The organism is Methylovorus sp. MP688 (assembly GCF_000183115.1).
GTDB classification, from domain to species: domain Bacteria; phylum Pseudomonadota; class Gammaproteobacteria; order Burkholderiales; family Methylophilaceae; genus Methylovorus; species Methylovorus glucosotrophus.
Genome location: NC_014733.1, coordinates 1449743 through 1468167, shown reverse-complemented (window position 1 = coordinate 1468167; position 18425 = coordinate 1449743). Strand labels below are relative to the sequence as shown.

19 protein-coding genes are annotated in these 18425 nt (G+C 53.1%); 12 read left to right on the top strand and 7 right to left on the bottom strand.

Annotated elements, in window-relative coordinates; translation table 11 throughout:
• The first annotated feature begins 167 nt into the window (after nt 1-167).
• The 8 genes from MPQ_RS07000 to MPQ_RS06965 all read left to right on the top strand — a co-directional run bounded on the left by MPQ_RS07000 (nt 168) and on the right by MPQ_RS06965 (nt 7607).
• On the top strand, nt 168-371 hold the full coding sequence (locus tag MPQ_RS07000) for a cold-shock protein (protein ID WP_013442210.1): 204 nt from the start codon (nt 168-170) through the stop codon (nt 369-371).
• 228 nt (nt 372-599) lie between these two features.
• Nucleotides 600-2804, top strand: a complete 2205-nt coding sequence (locus MPQ_RS06995) for a cation-translocating P-type ATPase (RefSeq protein ID WP_013442209.1) — start codon at nt 600-602, stop codon at nt 2802-2804.
• 18 nt (nt 2805-2822) lie between these two features.
• Nucleotides 2823-3770, top strand: a complete 948-nt coding sequence (locus MPQ_RS06990) for a succinylglutamate desuccinylase/aspartoacylase family protein (RefSeq protein WP_013442208.1) — start codon at nt 2823-2825, stop codon at nt 3768-3770.
• A gap of 56 nt (nt 3771-3826) precedes the next feature.
• Complete coding sequence (locus MPQ_RS06985; protein ID WP_013442207.1) at nt 3827-4432, top strand: YceI family protein; 606 nt, start codon at nt 3827-3829, stop codon at nt 4430-4432.
• 146 nt (nt 4433-4578) lie between these two features.
• A complete protein-coding gene (locus MPQ_RS06980; protein WP_013442206.1) occupies nt 4579-5241 on the top strand; it encodes a DUF1345 domain-containing protein in 663 nt (220 codons plus the stop codon).
• Between the two features lie 155 nt (nt 5242-5396).
• Entirely contained in the window at nt 5397-5633 is a 237-nt protein-coding gene (locus MPQ_RS06975; RefSeq protein ID WP_013442205.1) for a KGG domain-containing protein, read from the top strand.
• Nucleotides 5634-5938: 305 nt separating this feature from the next.
• Nucleotides 5939-6583 (top strand): response regulator transcription factor, encoded by a 645-nt coding sequence (locus MPQ_RS06970; protein ID WP_013442204.1) that lies wholly within the window; start codon nt 5939-5941, stop codon nt 6581-6583.
• 118 nt (nt 6584-6701) lie between these two features.
• On the top strand, nt 6702-7607 hold the full coding sequence (locus MPQ_RS06965) for an SDR family oxidoreductase (protein ID WP_013442203.1): 906 nt from the start codon (nt 6702-6704) through the stop codon (nt 7605-7607).
• Nucleotides 7608-7717: 110 nt separating this feature from the next.
• On the opposite strand, the gene MPQ_RS06960 is transcribed toward MPQ_RS06965, so the two are convergent.
• Nucleotides 7718-8188, bottom strand: a complete 471-nt coding sequence (locus tag MPQ_RS06960) for a DUF4142 domain-containing protein (protein WP_013442202.1) — start codon at nt 8186-8188, stop codon at nt 7718-7720.
• A 98-nt stretch (nt 8189-8286) separates the two neighbouring features.
• Between MPQ_RS06960 and MPQ_RS13890 the strand changes: the two genes are divergently transcribed.
• The 3 genes from MPQ_RS13890 (at nt 8287) to MPQ_RS06945 (ending at nt 10455) form a co-directional block, all read left to right on the top strand.
• On the top strand, nt 8287-8709 hold the full coding sequence (locus tag MPQ_RS13890; protein ID WP_148225269.1) for a hypothetical protein: 423 nt from the start codon (nt 8287-8289) through the stop codon (nt 8707-8709).
• A 229-nt stretch (nt 8710-8938) separates the two neighbouring features.
• Nucleotides 8939-9523, top strand: coding sequence for a TetR/AcrR family transcriptional regulator (locus MPQ_RS06950; protein ID WP_238525285.1), 585 nt, complete (start codon nt 8939-8941; stop codon nt 9521-9523).
• A 98-nt stretch (nt 9524-9621) separates the two neighbouring features.
• Complete coding sequence (locus MPQ_RS06945; protein WP_013442198.1) at nt 9622-10455, top strand: oxidoreductase; 834 nt, start codon at nt 9622-9624, stop codon at nt 10453-10455.
• A gap of 179 nt (nt 10456-10634) precedes the next feature.
• Here the strand turns inward: MPQ_RS06945 and MPQ_RS06940 are convergent, their stop codons facing one another.
• The 4 genes from MPQ_RS06940 to MPQ_RS06925 form a co-directional block, all read right to left on the bottom strand.
• Nucleotides 10635-11879, bottom strand: a complete 1245-nt coding sequence (locus MPQ_RS06940; RefSeq protein WP_013442197.1) for a hypothetical protein — start codon at nt 11877-11879, stop codon at nt 10635-10637.
• 2 nt (nt 11880-11881) lie between these two features.
• The gene (locus MPQ_RS13885; protein WP_148225268.1) at nt 11882-12097 is read right to left on the bottom strand and encodes a hypothetical protein; all 216 of its coding nucleotides are present in this window, start codon (nt 12095-12097) and stop codon (nt 11882-11884) included.
• A gap of 267 nt (nt 12098-12364) precedes the next feature.
• Nucleotides 12365-13249 (bottom strand): dihydrodipicolinate synthase family protein, encoded by an 885-nt coding sequence (locus tag MPQ_RS06935; protein WP_013442196.1) that lies wholly within the window; start codon nt 13247-13249, stop codon nt 12365-12367.
• A 789-nt stretch (nt 13250-14038) separates the two neighbouring features.
• Nucleotides 14039-14569, bottom strand: a complete 531-nt coding sequence (locus tag MPQ_RS06925; protein ID WP_013442194.1) for a DUF4142 domain-containing protein — start codon at nt 14567-14569, stop codon at nt 14039-14041.
• 213 nt (nt 14570-14782) lie between these two features.
• Here MPQ_RS06925 and MPQ_RS06920 point away from each other — a divergent pair, with 213 nt between their 5' ends.
• Nucleotides 14783-15262 (top strand): EF-hand domain-containing protein, encoded by a 480-nt coding sequence (locus MPQ_RS06920; RefSeq protein WP_013442193.1) that lies wholly within the window; start codon nt 14783-14785, stop codon nt 15260-15262.
• Nucleotides 15263-15406: 144 nt separating this feature from the next.
• Here the strand turns inward: MPQ_RS06920 and MPQ_RS06915 are convergent, their stop codons facing one another.
• Both MPQ_RS06915 and MPQ_RS06910 read right to left on the bottom strand, forming a co-directional pair.
• Nucleotides 15407-16141, bottom strand: coding sequence for an endonuclease/exonuclease/phosphatase family protein (locus MPQ_RS06915; RefSeq protein ID WP_041362140.1), 735 nt, complete (start codon nt 16139-16141; stop codon nt 15407-15409).
• A 73-nt stretch (nt 16142-16214) separates the two neighbouring features.
• Entirely contained in the window at nt 16215-18413 is a 2199-nt protein-coding gene (locus MPQ_RS06910; RefSeq protein WP_013442191.1) for a VTT domain-containing protein, read from the bottom strand.
• Nucleotides 18414-18425: the final 12 nt, after the last annotated feature.

Here is an 18425-nt window from a genome sequence, read left to right as displayed (position 1 = left end):
GGCTGTCAGCGAAAAAAAGCCCCCTTTGAAAGATTTCTCCTACAGGCGATTCAGAAAAATCTGTATGGCAGAAGGGGCAATATGGCCTACACTGGCGGTGTAGTACGTTTTATTTCATCCCATCGTCATCGTTTGGCGATGTTTTTATCAAGTGCAGGAGACAGCAAATGGCAACAGGTACCGTGAAGTGGTTTAACGATGCAAAAGGTTTTGGCTTTATTACCCCGGACGATGGAGGCGAAGACTTGTTTGCGCACTTCTCGGCCATTGCCAGCAATGGCTTCAAGAGTCTGAAGGAAAACGAGCGCGTGAGTTTCGACATCACGACTGGTCCTAAGGGCAAGCAGGCATCGAACATTCAGAAGGCGTAATAGCCCTGAATTGAGAAACGGCCCTCAGGGGCCGTTTTGCATTTATAGGCCTCCACATCGCATATGCACGTCATGCATGGCTGAGGTCGCCATTCTCTTTTCCTCGCCATCCAATCCCGGCAATCTCTCATCATCCCCAAACGCACAGCGGCAAAAGTCGTCAGCGACGATGCCTGGGTGTATCCTTAAGGCAGGCGTCACGCCGTCTCCCTTTGTTTGGAAAGTACCATGTCGGAAGCGAATACCCCTTTAACCGAGCTTGATGTTGCTATCAGTGGCATGACCTGCGCCTCATGCGTCGCGCGTGTGGAAAAAGCCATTCTGAAAGTGGAGGGCGTGAGCGCGGCCAGCGTAAATCTCGCAACAGAGCGTGCCCATATCCAATTTTCCTCCCCGGCCAGTGCTGAGCGCGTGGTGCAAGCGGTCAGCAAGGCGGGTTATGCTGCGACGCCACTTCAGGCCGAAACTGCTTTTTCTGCGCCGCCAGAAGTCCATAGCGGCTGGAAAGTCGCCACGGCCGCCGCGTTTACCGTGCCTTTGATACTGCCCATGTTGCTGATGGTAGTCGGCATTCATTTCAATCTCCCCGGCTGGCTGCAATGGCTGCTGGCCACGCCGGTGCAGCTCTGGCTGGGGGCATCGTTCTATCGTTCGGCCTGGCAGGCGGTGCTGCATCGCAGCGGCAATATGGACCTGCTGGTGGCGCTGGGCACGACAGCAGCCTATGGCTTGTCGGTCTACATGCTGCTGATGGGGCATGAGCATCTTTATTTTGAAGCGGCCAGTGCGGTGATTACCCTGGTATTGCTTGGCAAATGGCTGGAAAGCCGTGCCAAGCGCCAGACTACCGAGGCCATACGCGCCTTGCAGGCCTTGCGTCCCGATACCGCGATTGTGCGACGCGATGGCAAGGAGCTCAGCTTGCCCCTGGCGCAGGTGAGTCTGGGTGACTTGGTGATTGTGCGGCCAGGTGAACGCATTGCGGTGGATGGCGTGGTGCAGGAAGGCGAAGGCCAAGTGGATGAAGCCCTGATTACCGGGGAGAGCATGCCCTTGCACAAGCGAGTGGGCGACCATGTGACCGGTGGCGCGTATAACCTGGATGGCCTGCTGTGCGTTAAAACCACGGCCATAGGCGCCGAATCCACCCTGGCGCGGATTATCCGGCTGGTGGAAGATGCCCAGGTTGCCAAACCCGATATTCAACGCCTGGTGGACAAGGTCAGCGCCGTATTTGTGCCCGTGGTGTTGGTGATCGCGCTTGTTACCTTGCTGGGCTGGCTGCTGGCGGGCGCAAGCGGCGAGCAGGCTATCCTCAATGCCGTGGCGGTGCTGGTGATTGCCTGCCCGTGTGCACTGGGCCTGGCGACGCCAACCACCATCATGGTGGGGACGGGCATTGCCGCCAAACATGGCATTCTGATCAAGGATGCTCAGGTGCTGGAGCTTGCACATCAGATCAATGCCGTGGTGTTTGATAAAACCGGCACACTGACCGAAGGCAAGCCGCGCTTGATGGCGGCCAGGGCGGTCGATGGTGACGACCCTCAGCACACACAAGCGCTGGTCAGGCTGGCCGCCAGCCTGGAGCAGGGGAGCCGGCATCCGCTCGGGGTGGCTTTGCTGACAGCGGCTGAGGAACAGCAGATTACCCTGCCGGTGGTCACGCAACTGCAGGAAAAAGTCGGCCAGGGCTTGCAGGGTGAAGTGGAAGGCCGCACGGTGTATCTCGGCCATGGTCGCTGGATGCAGGCGCTGGGTGTGGATCTCGCGCCATTGCAGGCGGCTGCGAATGCCTTGCAGGCGCAAGGTCATACCGTATCGTGGCTGGCAACCGGCAATGTGGGGAGAGTGGTGTTGCTCGGGCTGGTCGCGTTTGGTGACCAGATCAAGGCTATCAGCGCCCAGGCCATTGCCAGCCTGCACCGCCTGAATGTCGCCAGTGTGATGCTCACTGGCGATAACCCGCGCAGCGCCCATTACGTGGCCGACCGCGTGGGCATTCAAACCGTATTGGCCGAGCAGACGCCGGAGACCAAGGCGGCCTGCATTGCGGACCTTAAAACACGCCATGCCGTAGTGGCCATGGTGGGCGATGGCATCAACGATGCGCCTGCGCTGGCGGCTGCGGATATCAGCTTTGCCATGTCCACCGGCACCGATGTCGCCATGCACGCGGCAGGCGTGACGCTGATGCGCTCGGATCCCGCGCTGGTGGCCGATACCATCGACATTTCGCGCCGCACCTATGGCAAAATCAGGCAAAACCTGTTCTGGGCATTTATCTATAACGTGATAGGCATTCCGCTGGCAGCTTTTGGCCTGCTGAACCCGGTGATAGCGGGGGCTGCCATGGCATTCAGCTCGGTGAGTGTCGTCAGCAATGCCTTGTTGTTGCGCCGCTGGCGGCCGCCAACAACGCCAGACCATTAACCATTGGAAGCTTCGGGCATGTATTTTCATTCGCAAACTTTTAAAGCACCGGCAGAAGGGCCACGGCTGATTGTGCTGGGCGCAGTACATGGCAATGAAACCTGCGGCACGCAGGCAATTCTGCGCGTGCTGGATGAAATCGCAGCGGGCAGTATTTCCATACTGCGTGGCTCCGTGACCTTTGTGCCGATTACCAATCCTCTGGCATATCAGCATCACCGCCGCAGTGGTGACCGCAATCTCAATCGCAATTTATTCCCGAATGTCCAGCCGGTGGAGTTTGAAGACCACATTGCCAACTGGCTGTGCCCCTTGCTCGCCCAGCATGAGGTGTTGCTCGACCTGCATTCGTTTCATACCGATGGCGAGCCGTTTGCACTGATTGGCCCGCTGGATAACAACGGTCCGCTCGAGCCTTTCTCCCATGCAGCAAAAGAAGAAGGCCTGGCCCGGCATCTCGGCGTGCAGCGTTTTGTCGATGGCTGGCTGGATACCTATGCGCGTGGTGTTGCACGGCGGCAGGCCATGAACCCGGAAGCCACCCCGGCCGCCGAGAGCGATCTGCGCTATGGCGTAGGCACCACGGAATACATGCGCACGGTGGGCGGCTACGGCCTGACCCTGGAATGCGGGCAGCATGACGACCCCGCTGCGCCGGAGGTAGCCTACCGCGCGATTCTCAACACGCTCGCTTATCTGGGAATATCGGGAGAAGCAGCACCGGCTGCCGTAGCCCAGGCGGAATCATTGCGCATTTACGAGGTCGTAGATCGTGCCAGTGATCAGGATACTTTCGTCAAGGTCTGGCGCAGCTTTGATGTTGTGCAGGCGGGCGAGCTGATTGGTACGCGCGGCAGTGGCGAAGACGTGTATGCAGAGGAGGGGGGCTATATCCTGTTCCCCAATCCTGATGCGGCTTGCGGGCAAGAATGGTTTTATCTGGCCAAGGCGGTGCAGCGTATCTGAAGCACGGTATCCGATCGCAAGCATTACCCTATTCATCTGGTCGATCGGAGCCTTTCATGTCAGTTGTTCATTCCCGCCTCAAAGCTGCATTTTTACCCTTGGCCTTGCTTTCCCTGGCCGCTTTTTCAGTGCCCGCACATGCCGATTGGGTGCTGAATCCGCAGGCCTCGGACCTCAGTTTCGTTTCCATCAAAAAGAACAGCATCGCCGAAATCCATCACTTCAAAGAGCTGAGCGGCAGCATCAGCGATGCCGGTGCCTTCAGCCTCAGCATCAAGCTCGCCAGTGTGGATACCGGCATCGCCGTGCGGGATGAACGCATGCGTAACATGCTGTTTGATACCGCCATGTTCCCCAGCGCCTCGGTCAGTGGCAAAACGCCAGCCAATGATTACAGCAGCCTGCCCGCAGGCACCAGCCGCATTGAGAGCCTGAAATTTACGCTCGATTTGCATGGCAAGACCGTGGAGCTCAACAGCAAGGTGCGCGTCACCAGCCTCAGCAACAACAAGCTGCTGATCAGTACCATTCAGCCGGTGATTGTGGACGCGGCGAATTTTGAGCTGGTGGCCGGCATCGAAAAGCTGCGCGAAGTCGCTCAGCTGCCTGCGATCAGCACCGCGGTGCCCGTTACCCTCAATCTGGTGTTTGATCGGCAATAACGAGTAGAATGCCCTGCCGGTGCGGTGAATAAGGCAGTAAGTTTGCATGCGTGCAAACCGATGAGCCGTCATTGACCTAGTGTGACTCTGCCGATATGGATTAGGCGCACCGGCCCCTCTGATCGCAACTTCACGAGCGAGCTTCCATGAGCATGGTGATACCTGAACCGTTAAAACGTCGTCCCCGCCTGTTGATGGCGCTCATCGCCGGCCTTGCCATGGGGCTGTTGCTGCCTTATGACTGGGATCTGGTCACGCGCCTGCTGGTCACATGGAATGGCGTGGTGTGGTTTTACCTCATCCTCATCATCTGGCTGATATCGCACACCAGCCATGCCGACATCCGCCGGATTGCCGAGCAGGAAGACAAAGGCGCCATGGCCGTGCTGGCCGTGCTCTGTCTGGGCTCCATACTCAGCCTGGTGGCGATAGGCTTTGAGCTGGCATCGCTGGAAGATGTGACCCGTGCGGCGCGCGTGCTGCATTATGCGCTCACGGCGATTACCATTTTCGGCTCCTGGCTGCTGGTTGGCATGGTATTCACCCTCCATTACGCCCACTCGTATTATCTTTCAGACAAAAAGCATCGCCCGCTGAAATTCCCCGACGATGCCGTGGAGCTGAGTTACTGGGATTTTCTTTATTTCGCCAGCACAATTGCCGTGGCGGCGCAGACCTCGGATGTGGCGGTGATGAACACCAGCACACGCAAGGCCGTCACCGCCCAGTCCATCCTCAGTTTTATTTTCAATGTGGCTTTTATCGGCCTGCTGATCAACCTTGCCGGAAGCATGATAGGCGGGAATTAACGATTGGCGCTGGCGTAGCGCGGCGCCAGCCTATTTACAATGTCTGACCCCCGATTCGGACATGCGCTTATGCCGGTATCCCGCCTGACTCCCTAAGCTGAACGAACGCTCTTGTTGAAGAGTGTTTTTCAATCATCGCTTAAAGGAGACACATCATGGCTCAAAAGCAAAGCAACCGCGGGTTTGCCGCAATGGACGCCGCCAAGCAGCGAGAGATCGCCAGCATGGGCGGCAAAGCCGCTCACCAGAAGGGCTCTGCGCATGAATTCACCTCGCAGGAAGCCCGGCTCGCAGGACAGAAAGGCGGGCAAGCGGCACACCGCAAGGGCACAGCCCATCAATTTGACTCCCAGTCGGCCCGTGAAGCTGGCCGCAAGGGCGGTCAACATTAATCGATAAGCCTCATCTTGTCTTCGTCATACACTTGTCTATCTGTTAAATCAGCCACTTACTGGTAAAAGTCAGGGTTCGACTTTCTAGCCGGTACTGAAGCCAAGTAAGGTTTTAACTTAAACCTGTAGAAACCTGTAGTAATAAAACCTGTGAGAGAAAAGCAGGGCGCATGCCTTGCTTTTTTCATGTCCGCTTGGCGCTCGTATAAAGAGAGTCCTACACCTGAATAAGGATTTCCTTATGCAGATGAGCTCGAATAGCGACTAGAGTAAAAACCATCTACACAACGTAAATACAAGGTCTTATGAAACACATTATTGTCGTGGATGGTTTCTCTGGCACTCGTAAGCTGTTGTGCCAACTCATCAGTAATACCCAGAAGCAATATGCCGTGGATCAGGCCATGAATGTGGTCGATGCCGAGGCCATCATCCGCCAGAAGCGGGTGAATCTGGTCATTCTGGATATCTCCAAGCCCACCAAAAACGGCTTGGAAGCCCTGCTTGACCTCAAGCAGCTGTTTCCCAAGATTCCCGTGCTGGTGATCAACGGGCCAGACCATGCGAAATACGCAGACCACTTTCTGGATATCCGCTGCGAAGGCTATCTGACCAAGGATGCGGATTACGCCGAGCTGTGCAAGGCCATCCAGGCCATACTCGCTGGCGATTCGTATTTTCCCTACATCCATCAGTCCAGCGCGCAACTGCCTGAAAAATCACGTTATCCCAAGCGCCTGTCCTCGCGGGAAATGCAGATATTTCTCAAGACTATCAAGGGCATGACCACGAAATCCATGTCCAATGAGCTGAAAATCAGCTCCAGCACGGTCAGTGTTACCAAATCCAACATCATGCGCAAAATGCAGTTGCGCGACAGGCGTGAGCTGATCATGTATGCCCTGCGACAAGAGTGGTTGCCGCCCAATTATATTTTCCAGCCTCGTTAAGCACAGCCAGGCCCAGACCCCATATATTCTTACACGGGTTTGACGTGCATCCTGACAGCCAGCATGGCGGGTCTGAATTAAGCTGAAAATTCCCATTCATTCAGCAGGAGATTTCGCCATGCCAACAGATAACCAGGTACTAGAGGGCTCTCACGGGCACGATCACCGCGACATGCAGCAACCTCCGCAGCAGCAACACCAGCAGCCGGGCCGTGAAGAAGACATGGAACCGCGTCCCCAGTATATCGACCCCGCATACAAAGCCAGCGGCAAGCTGAAAGGCAAGGTGGCGCTGATTACCGGAGGGGATAGTGGGATAGGGCGCGCAGTGGCGGTGCATTTCGCCGCAGAGGGCGCCAATGTAGCGATCATCTACTACACCGATGCCGAAGAAGAGGATGCCTACAAGACGCTGGATATCCTGAGCGACTACGGGGTGTATGCCGAGGTATTCCAGGGCGATATCAGCGAGGTCAGCTTTTCTCGCAGCGTGGTGGACCAGATACTGAACAAATTTGGCCAGCTGGATATCGTGGTCAACAATGCCGCGCAGCAGTTTGAGCAGAATAGCCTGGTGGATATTGCGCCATCGCAGCTGGAGCAAACCTTCAAGGTGAATGTGTTCGGCATGTTTTACCTCACGCAGGCAGCGCTGCCACACTTGAAAAAAGGCGGTCGCATTATCAACACAGCCTCTGTTACGGCTTATAAAGGTAATCCGGTACTGCTGGATTATTCCGCCACCAAGGGCGCCATCGTGGCCTTTACGCGTTCCCTGGCGCAGCAATTGAGCGAGCAGGGGATTACCGTCAACGCCGTGGCCCCCGGTCCGATCTGGACTCCATTGATTCCCGCCAGCTTCTCCGCAGAAAAGGTGGAGAAGTTCGGACATGACACCCCGATGGGCCGCCCCGGCCAGCCGAGTGAAGTGGCCCCGGCCTATGTCTTCTTAGCCTCTAATGACAGCTCGTATATCAGCGGGCAAGTCATACACCCCAACGGTGGCACCTCGGTTAACGGCTGAGCTTTAACCTCAATAAGCGCGTCAAAAGAAAAGGGGCTTTGGCCCCTTTTTGTATTTTATAAACCATTAATAATCAATTGAATAATTAGTAAAGTTAATGTTTTAAATCATTAGTGCGGCGGTTCCTTGAGCGATATTTCCAGCCGTTTACCCGCTTCAAGATGCTGCTTCAGCATGGGCAGGTTTTGAGCGGCAAACGCTTTCAGCTCCGGATTTTCCACCTTGGCAGCCGCCCTTTCGAATAACTCGACCTCATCCTGATGCGCTTCCACGCCAATATCCTCGATGAATGCCAGATCAAACGGTTTGCCATTTTTGGCAGACATCAGATGCAATCGTAGCTTTTCCACCAGGCTGGGCTCTTCCTGCAACTCCAGTTCCAACTTCAGGGCCATGCGCTTCAGCTTGTCACCGCACTTTTCGTGGTCTTTCAACACACGTTGCGCATATTCCTTTACCGCCGGCGTTTTACTGTGCACGACCGCCAGGCGATTAAACTCCATCTCCATCACGCTGGCTTTGACGGCATTTTTCAGGAACATCTCATCCTGCATGGATAAAGCCGCAGCAAAACAAGGCATTGCGGCCATGCTCAAGACTAGAAGCGCCATAAAACGCCTGTAACGCATTTTTTTCGCTGGCCTATACACGAGGCTCAACCAGGCTTGAAAATTTGCCCATGAAAATCACGAAATCAGTGCTCCACAGCATTTTTGATCAACGCATCCGCTTCCAGGCAACGCTCGGCACATTGGCGGCATGCAGCAGCGCAATTATGGAAGATCTCGTTATCCGAATGCTCGATGGCATGTTGTTCGCATGCCGCAGCACAGGCATCGCAGATTTCAGCGCACACATGGCAAGTCATGAAAAAATAGGGCGACTTGCGCGACATGAATTTGATCGCCATGAAGCAGCTTTCGGCACAATCGCGGCACAAGGCCGTCATGTGCGACATCCCCGGCGTATTCATCTGTATGCATTCCGTCACGCAAAGCTCACACCAGCGCGCGCAATGAAAGCAATCCTCAGTACAGGTCTTGATGTGCATGTCCACGGGATCATGTTGACCAGACGTGGCTTTACTAAGAATAGAACCTAGCATGATGACCTCCAACGTATGTAATTACCTGAAGGGTTCACGCTAAACCACGCACGGGCTATGCGTTATAAGCCAACACCGCATTGACGGGTAGGACATCGTTGAGATGCTCTGCAGCCCCTGACTGCGTAATGAGAGTGGGGAGGTTTGGCTACATGGCCATTGTTTTCAATGCTGAAGATCATAATTTTCTTGCATTTTATGATGATCGTCATATATGATGACCATCATGAATAAAGTAACCACAACACGTAACGCCATCAATCGCAAAGAAACAACGCATAAACGCATTGTAGAAACCGCGGCCCGCGCCATTCGCCGCAGTGGTTACGATGGCACTGGCGTAGCCGATATCATGAAAGAGGCGGGCCTTACGCATGGCGGTTTTTATGCCCATTTTTCGTCTCGCGATGCCATGTTGGCAGAGGCGGCGGATCTGGCAGGCGCCGACACTCTTGCCATCGCAGAAAGCATATTTGCCGAGGCACCTCAGGAGCAGGCGCTGTTTGCCCTGATGAATGCCTATTTATCCAATGAGCATATGGCCAATATTGAATCGGGTTGCGCCTTAGCTGCGCTGGGTTCAGAAATGCCACGTCAGGCGCCGGAAGTGAGAAAAGCGTCTACGCGCCGCATCAAGGAAATGATCAGCCTGGTTGAAAGCCGGCTGACAGGCCCCGATGCTCATGAGAAAGCACTACTCGCCATATCGACCATGGTCGGGACATTGTTGTTGGCACGTGCGGTTGATGAGCCTGAGCTGAGTCAGGATTTTCGGCAGGCAGCGTTATCGCACTACAAAGCCATCAAGTAATAGGGTTGTAAAGCAAGCATGTATTTTTTTTGGCCATTTAATATGACGATCATCATATTAAGACATATATATTTAATCGAATGACATAGGAGACAGATATGAAAAAAAGAGTCGCAATCGTAACAGGCGCTTCATCCGGCATTGGTGAAGCGACAGCAGAATTACTCGCAAACTCGGGGTACAAGGTATATGGCACCAGCCGCAAAGCCGATCAGGTAACAAATCGACCCTACAAGATGATTGCACTGGATGTGACCAGCGAGGCCTCAGTCGCAGCCGCATTAAAGCAAGTGATTGATATCGAAGGCCAGATTGATCTGCTGGTGAATAATGCAGGCTTCGGCGTTGCCCCTGGTGGCGCGGAAGAAAGCTCCATCGAGCAAACCCAGCGGATATTTGATACCAACTTTTTTGGCCTTGTCCGCATGACGCGAGCCGTTTTGCCTTATATGAGAAAGCAGGGCGCGGGCAGAATTATCAATATCGGCTCTATCCTGGGCCTGATACCCGCACCCTACATGGCCACCTATGCCGCCACCAAGCACGCGGTAGAAGGCTACTCCGAATCCATCGATCACGAGCTGCGCACCCAGGGCATCCGGGTCTCGGTGATAGAGCCTGCCTATACCAACACGCAATTTGAATCCAACACCCAGGAACTAGACTCCAAGCTGGCGGAATACGCGACAGCACGTAAAGCCCTCGCCAAATTGATCAAAATTTCCGTAGCCGCTGGGGACGACCCTGGCGTAGTCGCCGAAGTCGTGTTGAAAGCGGCCAGTGCCAAAAATCCCAAGCTTCGATATGCCGCCGGAAAGTTAGCGCGGCGCTTGAGCCTGCTGAGAAGATTTGCACCTGCAGCATTAGTGGATATGGGTATTCGCAAAGAAATGAAACTGGACTCACTCGACAGCATCGCCAGTCAAGCATAAAGCAATAACCGGCGCAGCGCCTTGGTGGGCTTGGTAAGAAGAGACCATTAAGGCAGGCGCCGTATGACTTTTGGTTTAACCATATTATTATTTAACTGCGCATAATGTATATTATGTTAAATACGATATCCATTTGCCAGATGCAGCAAATGATCAGTGCTATGAAAAAGATTGGGGAATTATTTCGATGGTTTAAAAGCTTTAATCATTTTAACCAGTTTATCGAACATAGTATTGTCACTTAAGGCCTTCTCGAGCAACTCGTGTGCTGGTGATACATGATCTTTAATCAGAAAGCGAGATGGAGGGTAAGAAAAGTTTTTGATTGCAGACTCTCTTAAAAATCTTAACATCTCAGGATCATCATCAATATCCTTTTTGTAGCCTACGAAAGCATATGCCGAGGCTTCTTTGAAGGCATAATCTTCAATAAGAGAGATATTGTTGGAGTAGATTTTTACTGTAAACCAAGTAAACCAAATAAGTGGGGTGCTAATTAACAACCTAGAAATTAAGCCCCATATGTCTATAACCCCCGATTTAACTAGTGGTGGAAAGCCGTAAAATTCTGGGTATAGCACTGAAATCAAGGTCAAACCAAGAAGTAATATTAGTCCAAATATAAAAGCACCTATCCAGATCCTCTGGCCACCCTCTAAAATTTCTTTTCGTTTGTTAAAGGAATTGGCTAATGCTAATTGACTTGTTGTGCCAAGCGTACTCTCTGCTTTATCCTTAATTGAATCTAAAGATATAGATAAAGCATCATTCTTTGACATCGCAGTCTGAATTTCCCCCAGTAATTTCTCTATTAATAGTTTATTGGATGAAACATCACTCACATTGGCAGATGCGTTGGATTTCGCATTCGCAATCTCTAGAGAATCCTTTTGTGCTTGGGCTAAAATTGAGGCTAGCGCTAATTTATTTTCGTCAACGTCTTTTAATGCATTTTTTTGCGATTCAGCAGTTCGTACCAAGGCTGAATTTAATGCTTCCAACTCGGATGTAATACTTTTTCCGGCTTTAGACGATTTAGAAACTAACTTTATAAGACCATCAACTTTGTCCGAATTAACTAGATTTGGCGAAAGAAAATACAAGGAACTATACATACTCCAAATGTGATTGATTAAGTTGTCTGGTGAGCTATTCGGAGATGAAATTAGCTGCATAACCAAATTTTGGAGCATGTTACCTATATTATTTATATTAGGTAAGTGAGAAACTATCAGAACAGGATTATTAGGAGACACTACTTGAATGGCCAGTTGCTTTAGCATGATTAGTGACTCTAAAAGATCATTGGGGGTTATTGGAAACCCCTGATATGCATATTCTGGAGCCAACTTGGGAATACCATTTTCAAGAGAGGAAATTGCCGCCTCTATATTTGTAATTACTGGAGTCATATCGAAATGCATATTTACCTATCCCCTTTTTCAAAATCCAAACACAACTGCACGTATGTACTTTCTAGTAAATCCACAATCAACAAACCATCTCTAATTTTCAATGTAGAAAGATATCTACATACTTGAAGTATGACTTTTTGATTAATACCTAACTCTGCAAGTCTTAATTTTTCTTTCGAAATTAATCGATAGTATTTTCTTCTTTTTGCTTTATCACGACCTTCCACTCGTATCATCCAATAATAGTTACGGAGTTGTCCAGCCCATGTGGGTACTGGAACTTCACCTCGGTTATGAAATCCCTGCACTATCTACGCCCTTTTCTTTTTATTGTGTCCTTGGCCGCAGGGATTCCGAATAGGAAAAGCTCACGCTGGTTGTATTGTGTCCGTAATATAAATCTAGACGGCGCTTCGCGCCGGACTGCCGTCTCGTCACGAAGACGCCAAAAAAAAGCGCCTTTCGGCGCTCTCGATTCGCACAGCCACCCTATTTCATAGCAAATCCGCAATGCAGGCGTTTAATCGTTCCCGCTCTTCCCCACCCAGCGATTTAATTGGCAATGGCAGGCTGGGGGCTTTCACCAGCCCTTTTAATTCGGCGATGGTGGCAATGACGCGCAGGCTGCCGTAGCGGCGGAAGAAGGCCCAGATGGGCTCCAGGGCGGTGGATAGGCGGTTGACTTCATCGATGTTGCCCTGCTGCGATGCTTTGACTATTGCCAGGATAGGTAATGGGAACAAGCCACCAAGCACGGAATACCAGGCTTCGCAGCCTGCGATAAGGCCTGTGGCGCCGGAGTGGTCACCGCTGATGCCTATCGTCACATGATGGGGGATATGTGCGCGCAGGCGTGCAACGCGCTCTTTGGCTTCATCAAGATGGTTTGAGAGCGGCGGGATTTTGATGGAGGCGATGTTGGGCAAGGCGGCGATGCGGCCATGCAATACGTCGCTGAATTCAAAATGGGTGGTGGTGGGGTTGTCGTACACGCAGATCGGGATAGAGCTGTGTTGACTGACGGCCTGATAATGCGCGAATACTTCGTCTTCGGTGAGTTTTTGGTAAGAGACCGGGGCTAACAGCAGGCCGTTTGCGCCTGCTTTTTGAGCATCTTCGGCGAGTTTCAGGACATCTTTGGTGCGCAATGCGCCTATGCCAACCACCACGGGGGTGCCTTGGGCGCTCTCCACTGCCAGTCGGGTGACCAGGTTGCGCTCTTCGCGGTTGAGATAGGCATAGCTGCCGGTGGACCCCAATACGCCTATGGAATTTACCTGGGCCTGGGCAAGCCTGCTCACCAGTTGGCTGAAGGCGTTTTCATCGATGGATACTTCGTCCATGGGGGTTAACGGGAAGGCGCTTAAACCTGTAAACATGGCGAAACTTTCTATGCGCGTAAATGCGTCATTTTAGCTTTCTAAAGCCAACTTCAGGGGCTCGCGTAGTGCTAATTGGCCGGTGCGCCCTGCTCTACCCTTCAAAAAGCATATTTAATTGAAAAAACCTTTAAAAATAAGTTGCTTAAATGTGATTTGTCATAGTGAAACGGAAATTTCAGGCCTATATTGAACGCTAGCTTCCGATGAAGGCAGCTAACTTATAACCAGAGAGCGTATTGTCGAAATTTATCCAGGCAGATCATTAGACCTGAGGCGTGAGCGTCGGGGTCTATCCAAATCTGCATAGCTTCATGACAAGCTGAGAATTTTGAAGGGTTCAATATTGCAGGGAGTGCTGGTCCTTAAATGCGTTAAGGAAAGGTGGCTCTTATGAAAAATGAGAGACAAGCACGTGATTCAAATGGTACCCAGAAACAGAGCTGGGGGTTTGCTGGGCCGATTTTTCTTTTTATTGTCTTGTGTCTGATATTTTCACTACGCTGGATCTATTAGCCACATGTTGCAGGTCAACAAAAGCCCCAAATATGGGGCTTTTGTTTTGAGCATCATGGGGATCTTGCCGCAGTGCAGGTCCGAGCCGCAAATCATGATGCTAATGGCGTATGCCGCCAGGCCCTGTAGGCGCCAACCGGGAGTTGCTGTAGGGTGAATTTGCAAGGCCGCCTGCCACGATGCATGGCAGGCAGACAATAAAAAGCTCGCCCATATAAGCTGCATGAGCGAGTGGAGAAAACACTCCGCCATATGCGGCGAAGAGTCTAGAGATTAATCGTCGGTGCTGGCTTTGAGCTTCTTCGCCTCTGCCAGGTGGTGCTTCAAGCCAGGCAGCATTTTATTGGCGAATTGTTTTACGTCGGCATCGTCGGCATTCTTCGCGGTTTTTTCAAACAGCTCGACGGTATCCTTGTGCGCAGCCACGCCTATGGATTCGGCATATTCCTCGTCAAAATCCTTGCCATCCTTGGTGGAGAGCAGCTTGGCCTTGGCTTTTTGCATCAGGCTAGGCTCCGTGGGGATTTCCACGCCCTTGGTTTTGGCGAGTGCGCTCAGCGCGGCATATGCCTCGGTGTGATCCTTGATCATCTGGTCGGCAAACTTCAATACCTGAGGGTTTTTGGACTTGCTCTTGGCCATTTCACTGGCGGCGATTTCAGCTTTGTTGGCCTGGGCAGCGTTTTCAAAGAAATTTTTGTCGCTCATCGATACATCCGCGGCACAGGCCTGGTGGATGGTACTCAATGTCATCAAGCCAACAAGCGTGCAGACAGATAGCAGTTTCATTCGGGTGAGACTCATGGTGTTCTCCTTGGTCATAGTGGCGGGCACACTGACAAGGTACGCGGCTTATTTATTAGGGGTCATCGGGGAGTGTCCGATTTGTCTGTGGGATAAATCCGCCTTTTCAGGTGCCACTGGTAATCCCATCCCAAAGTTATGTAAGGGAAAGGTCATGGGGGCGACTAACGCATGTAACACCCTATTAATTCCCATACTTTGGAGATTTAAAAAATGAAAACATGTACAACTTCTGCCGGACTGATTGCCGCCACCCTGCTTGGCGCACTATTCACCACTGCTGCCGTGGCTGCTGACCCCATGCTGAGCACCGGAGGATATGCGACTGAAATGCATAAGATGGAAATGATGAAAATGCTGGATGCGGATGGCAATCACATGGTCACCAAAAGTGAGTTTGATCGCTATTACTCCAGTATTTTTGATGAGCTGGACAAGAACAAGGATGGCAATCTGGACGCTACTGAATGGGCTGGTACCAAGGCTACTGAGCAAATCAGCATTGCCACTGGTGGATATAGTCGTGAACTGCGATCAATGAAAATGATGTCCATGGTGGATAAAAACAATGACCACAAAGTCTCAAAAGATGAGTTTATTGCTTATCACGACATGTTATTCAAAGCCATGGACAAATCAGGAGACAATCAGATTGACGGCCAGGAATGGCTGGCAAAACAGACGGGCAACTGATAGGTCTCACGTGTTCAAGGTGGCGATCGGCCCCTTGAGCACTAACTGAAACTCCTCCTGAAACTCATCAAAAGTCAGATGGCGCAGGATATGCCTCCAGGCTATATCTGCGCCTTTTTCGAGAGCAACTTTTTGCCTGCCAAGTCAGGTTCGCTTTTCCGGCCAAGATTCTGGCCACTCCAGTTCAATCACGATCGGCAAGTGGTCTGACAACCTTCGGATATCGTTGCCATGGATGCGATGCGCGGTGATTTTGATACCTTCCGCCTCGTACCACACCCTATCCAGCCGCAACACCGGGCACAGGGAAGGGAAAGTCGCCTTGCAGGGCACCGGCGTCAAATGACCATCAAGAAAGCGCAGCAAGGCAGAGGGGCGTTGCCATTCGTTGATGTCGCCCATTAGCAGCAAGGGGTTTTTGGTCTCCTCCTCCACCGCTTGTATCAGCCGTATCAGGTTACGTGCCTCGCTGCGTCGTTCGTAGATCGAGAGCGAGAGATGAGTGCCGATCACACGCAGATTGCCATGCGGGCCTGCAATCAGGGCATCGGCCGCCATGCGCGGCTCCAGGCTGGGCCGGGTTTCCAGGTTGTGAATAAGCCCGCGCACGATGGGGTAACGACTGACGATGAGGTTGCCATACCAGCCCTGCCCTTCCAGCATGCTGGGGCAGATCAGGTGAAACGGGCGCTCCGGCCCCGCCAGGCGTTCAACATCATCCGGCTGGCCACCTCGTGAGGGGCGCGTTTCCATCTCCTGAATCACCCCTGCATCAATATCCAGACGCTGCATGAGATGGTGTATGCGCTGGAGATCGCGTTGACCATCCAGACTGCGCCCGCCATGAATATTGAAGCACAGCAACCGCATGAGACTCATAGGCAAACAGGCCTTGCGTGGCATGCAGGCAGATAGGGCCAACCGTATTGGCAAACGACATCCATGGCGCGAATCATTTTGCTGCAGTCTGCCAGTGTTTGGCGGCCAGATGACTCAGCACGATGATCAGTATCCAGGCCAGCAGCCCGCCGCCCAGCAGCAGCATGTTGTGCATGTCCGGATGCTTCCAGAATGAGAGTGCCGATTGCCCCAATAACACGGAGACGGCGGTACCGGGCAGCATGCCCAGTACCGTAGCCGCCATCAGCCGCCAGAAAGGCACATTCATCATGCCCAACGCCAGATTGACCACGGTGTAAGGCGCAATCGGCACCAGCCGCAGCAAGGTAAGCCCGACCAGGCCGCCCTTGTCTGCGTAATGCGCGATATTTTTCGCATAGCGGCCGGTGAGCGCGCGCAGCGAATCTTCCCCCAGCTGCTTGCCAGCAAAAAAACCGATGATGCAGCTCACCAGCGAGCCCAGCATGGCAATCAGAAACGCCTCCATTGGAGGAAACACAATCACCACGGTGGCGGTCATGATCATGTGCGGAAAGAAAATCAGCGTGCCGACGATATAAGCCGCCATGCCCGCCGGGAATGCCCATGCCGTGTTTTTTACTTTCTCCAGCAAGGGGACGATTTTTTCCGGAGTGGCGTATTCGCTCAGCGGCGTGACTTTCCAGGCCAGCACCAAGGCGATGATCGCCAGCACGGCAATCACCAGCTTGGGCGGGATGGACGCCCTGAACTGTTTGCGCTGCCCACGCGATGTGATCAGCCGCGGCAACAAGGGATGCGCAGGATCGGCCAGCCAGGTGGCGATGCGCGAAAAGCGCTCATGGCGATAGGCTTCGTCATTGATACGGCGCAGATGCTGGCGGCTATGCGGAATATCCTCCAGAAATGTCTGCACGCTGGCACCGCTGGAGATCAGCTGCTGAATATCGTCTAACTCGCGGCCGGTGTGCTCACGGATCAGGTCATTGCGCATGCCGGCAATCGCCTGTTGCGTGGCCTCGTCATGGGCCTCAAACATAAGGTCGCATTCGGTATCCAGCGTCATTGAGCGGCGATTGATATTGCTGGAGCCCACGCGCAGGTAGTGGTCATCCACCACCATCAGTTTAGAATGGATGCGGATGGCTTTTTCTTCGCCATGCTCGCTGCTGGCTGGATACGCCATGACTACGCGACCCCCAACTCCACCGGCTTCCAGCAGTTCCTTGAAATGCACGCGCCCGGTGTACATGGATTTACGTTCCATGATGCCCTGCGGCCGGTCGCAGCTGATCAGGAGTGCACGCAGGCCAGGACGTTCCTTCAGCCGTTTGTTGAGCGCCCGGGCAATGTCTTTCTGCGTGAAAAACTGGTTTTCCATGTAGATGAACTGCTCGGCGCGGGCAATCATGTCCAGGTAAAGCTGCTTGATCTGGGTACGCACGGGCTGGCGCAGGAAGGCGGGTTGCGTTAATGCCACGGCGGTGCGGATATTGGTCAGCGCAGGTTTGGCAAACTTGGGCCAGACAGCTGGCAAGGCATCGCTGTCTGGCATGCGGGTGGGAATGGCGTGCTTGCCAGTGGCTTGATGCCATCGCTCGCGTACCAGCGTTGCCAGCGGCTGCACAACCGGCCCGGCCACCACGGCCTGAATATCATGGTAAGGCCCGAACTCCTTTTTGGCGCCCAGTTTGAGAGTGCCATCCGGGTCTACCCGCCGATCATCCTCGGTATGGTGTTCGCGCTTGTCCCAGCGGGCGATGGCGACATCCATGCCGCCACAAAAGGCAAGCTCATCATCCACCACCACCACTTTCTGATGATGGCTGGCGCCCAGTGGCAGCTGGCCATCGAACACGAAGTGGATATTGTCGGCGTCCTGCCATTTCCATTTGAATTCGGAAAAGCTCTCGCGCTCGGCGGCCAGAAACACCGAATAATTCCAGCGGTTGAGGTAGATCTGGATCGCCGGATTCTGCCCGGCTTTCCAGGTCAGCAGCTCATACAGCATGGGTGGGCAGCTGGCACTGGCGGCCTCTTCGCCGCGCAACAGCTCAATGCGGCTGTCGATATCCCAGCCCAGAATGAAAATGCTGTGGCGGGCTTCGCAAATGGCGTGATACAGCGCGCGATAGTAATTGGCGCAATCTACCAGCAGCGCAGCGTGCGTAGCTTGCGCTGCGTGCCAGGTATTGGCGTCGTGCAGCTGCATGGGCTGCGCTGGCTTGGCGTGTTCAGTATCCGGCAACTTGGTGTCCTCCCAGGCATCCACGGTCGGCTGCGC

Excerpts from the sequence above, each read along its gene's own strand:
- MPQ_RS06960 (WP_013442202.1), bottom strand. The coding sequence starts at position 8,188 with ATGCCTTGTTTTGCTGCGGCTTTATCCATGCAGGATGAGATGTTCCTG.
- MPQ_RS06995 (WP_013442209.1), top strand. The coding sequence starts at position 600 with ATGTCGGAAGCGAATACCCCTTTAACCGAGCTTGATGTTGCTATCAGT.
- MPQ_RS06935 (WP_013442196.1), bottom strand. The coding sequence starts at position 13,249 with ATGTTTACAGGTTTAAGCGCCTTCCCGTTAACCCCCATGGACGAAGTA.
- MPQ_RS06985 (WP_013442207.1), top strand. The coding sequence starts at position 3,827 with ATGTCAGTTGTTCATTCCCGCCTCAAAGCTGCATTTTTACCCTTGGCC.
- MPQ_RS06925 (WP_013442194.1), bottom strand. The coding sequence starts at position 14,569 with ATGAGTCTCACCCGAATGAAACTGCTATCTGTCTGCACGCTTGTTGGC.
- MPQ_RS06920 (WP_013442193.1), top strand. The coding sequence starts at position 14,783 with ATGAAAACATGTACAACTTCTGCCGGACTGATTGCCGCCACCCTGCTT.
- MPQ_RS06950 (WP_238525285.1), top strand. The coding sequence starts at position 8,939 with ATGAATAAAGTAACCACAACACGTAACGCCATCAATCGCAAAGAAACA.
- MPQ_RS06980 (WP_013442206.1), top strand. The coding sequence starts at position 4,579 with ATGAGCATGGTGATACCTGAACCGTTAAAACGTCGTCCCCGCCTGTTG.
- MPQ_RS06970 (WP_013442204.1), top strand. The coding sequence starts at position 5,939 with ATGAAACACATTATTGTCGTGGATGGTTTCTCTGGCACTCGTAAGCTG.
- MPQ_RS06990 (WP_013442208.1), top strand. The coding sequence starts at position 2,823 with ATGTATTTTCATTCGCAAACTTTTAAAGCACCGGCAGAAGGGCCACGG.
- MPQ_RS06940 (WP_013442197.1), bottom strand. The coding sequence starts at position 11,879 with ATGCATTTCGATATGACTCCAGTAATTACAAATATAGAGGCGGCAATT.
- MPQ_RS13890 (WP_148225269.1), top strand. The coding sequence starts at position 8,287 with ATGAAAATCACGAAATCAGTGCTCCACAGCATTTTTGATCAACGCATC.
- MPQ_RS06975 (WP_013442205.1), top strand. The coding sequence starts at position 5,397 with ATGGCTCAAAAGCAAAGCAACCGCGGGTTTGCCGCAATGGACGCCGCC.
- MPQ_RS07000 (WP_013442210.1), top strand. The coding sequence starts at position 168 with ATGGCAACAGGTACCGTGAAGTGGTTTAACGATGCAAAAGGTTTTGGC.
- MPQ_RS06965 (WP_013442203.1), top strand. The coding sequence starts at position 6,702 with ATGCCAACAGATAACCAGGTACTAGAGGGCTCTCACGGGCACGATCAC.
- MPQ_RS06945 (WP_013442198.1), top strand. The coding sequence starts at position 9,622 with ATGAAAAAAAGAGTCGCAATCGTAACAGGCGCTTCATCCGGCATTGGT.
- MPQ_RS06915 (WP_041362140.1), bottom strand. The coding sequence starts at position 16,141 with ATGAGTCTCATGCGGTTGCTGTGCTTCAATATTCATGGCGGGCGCAGT.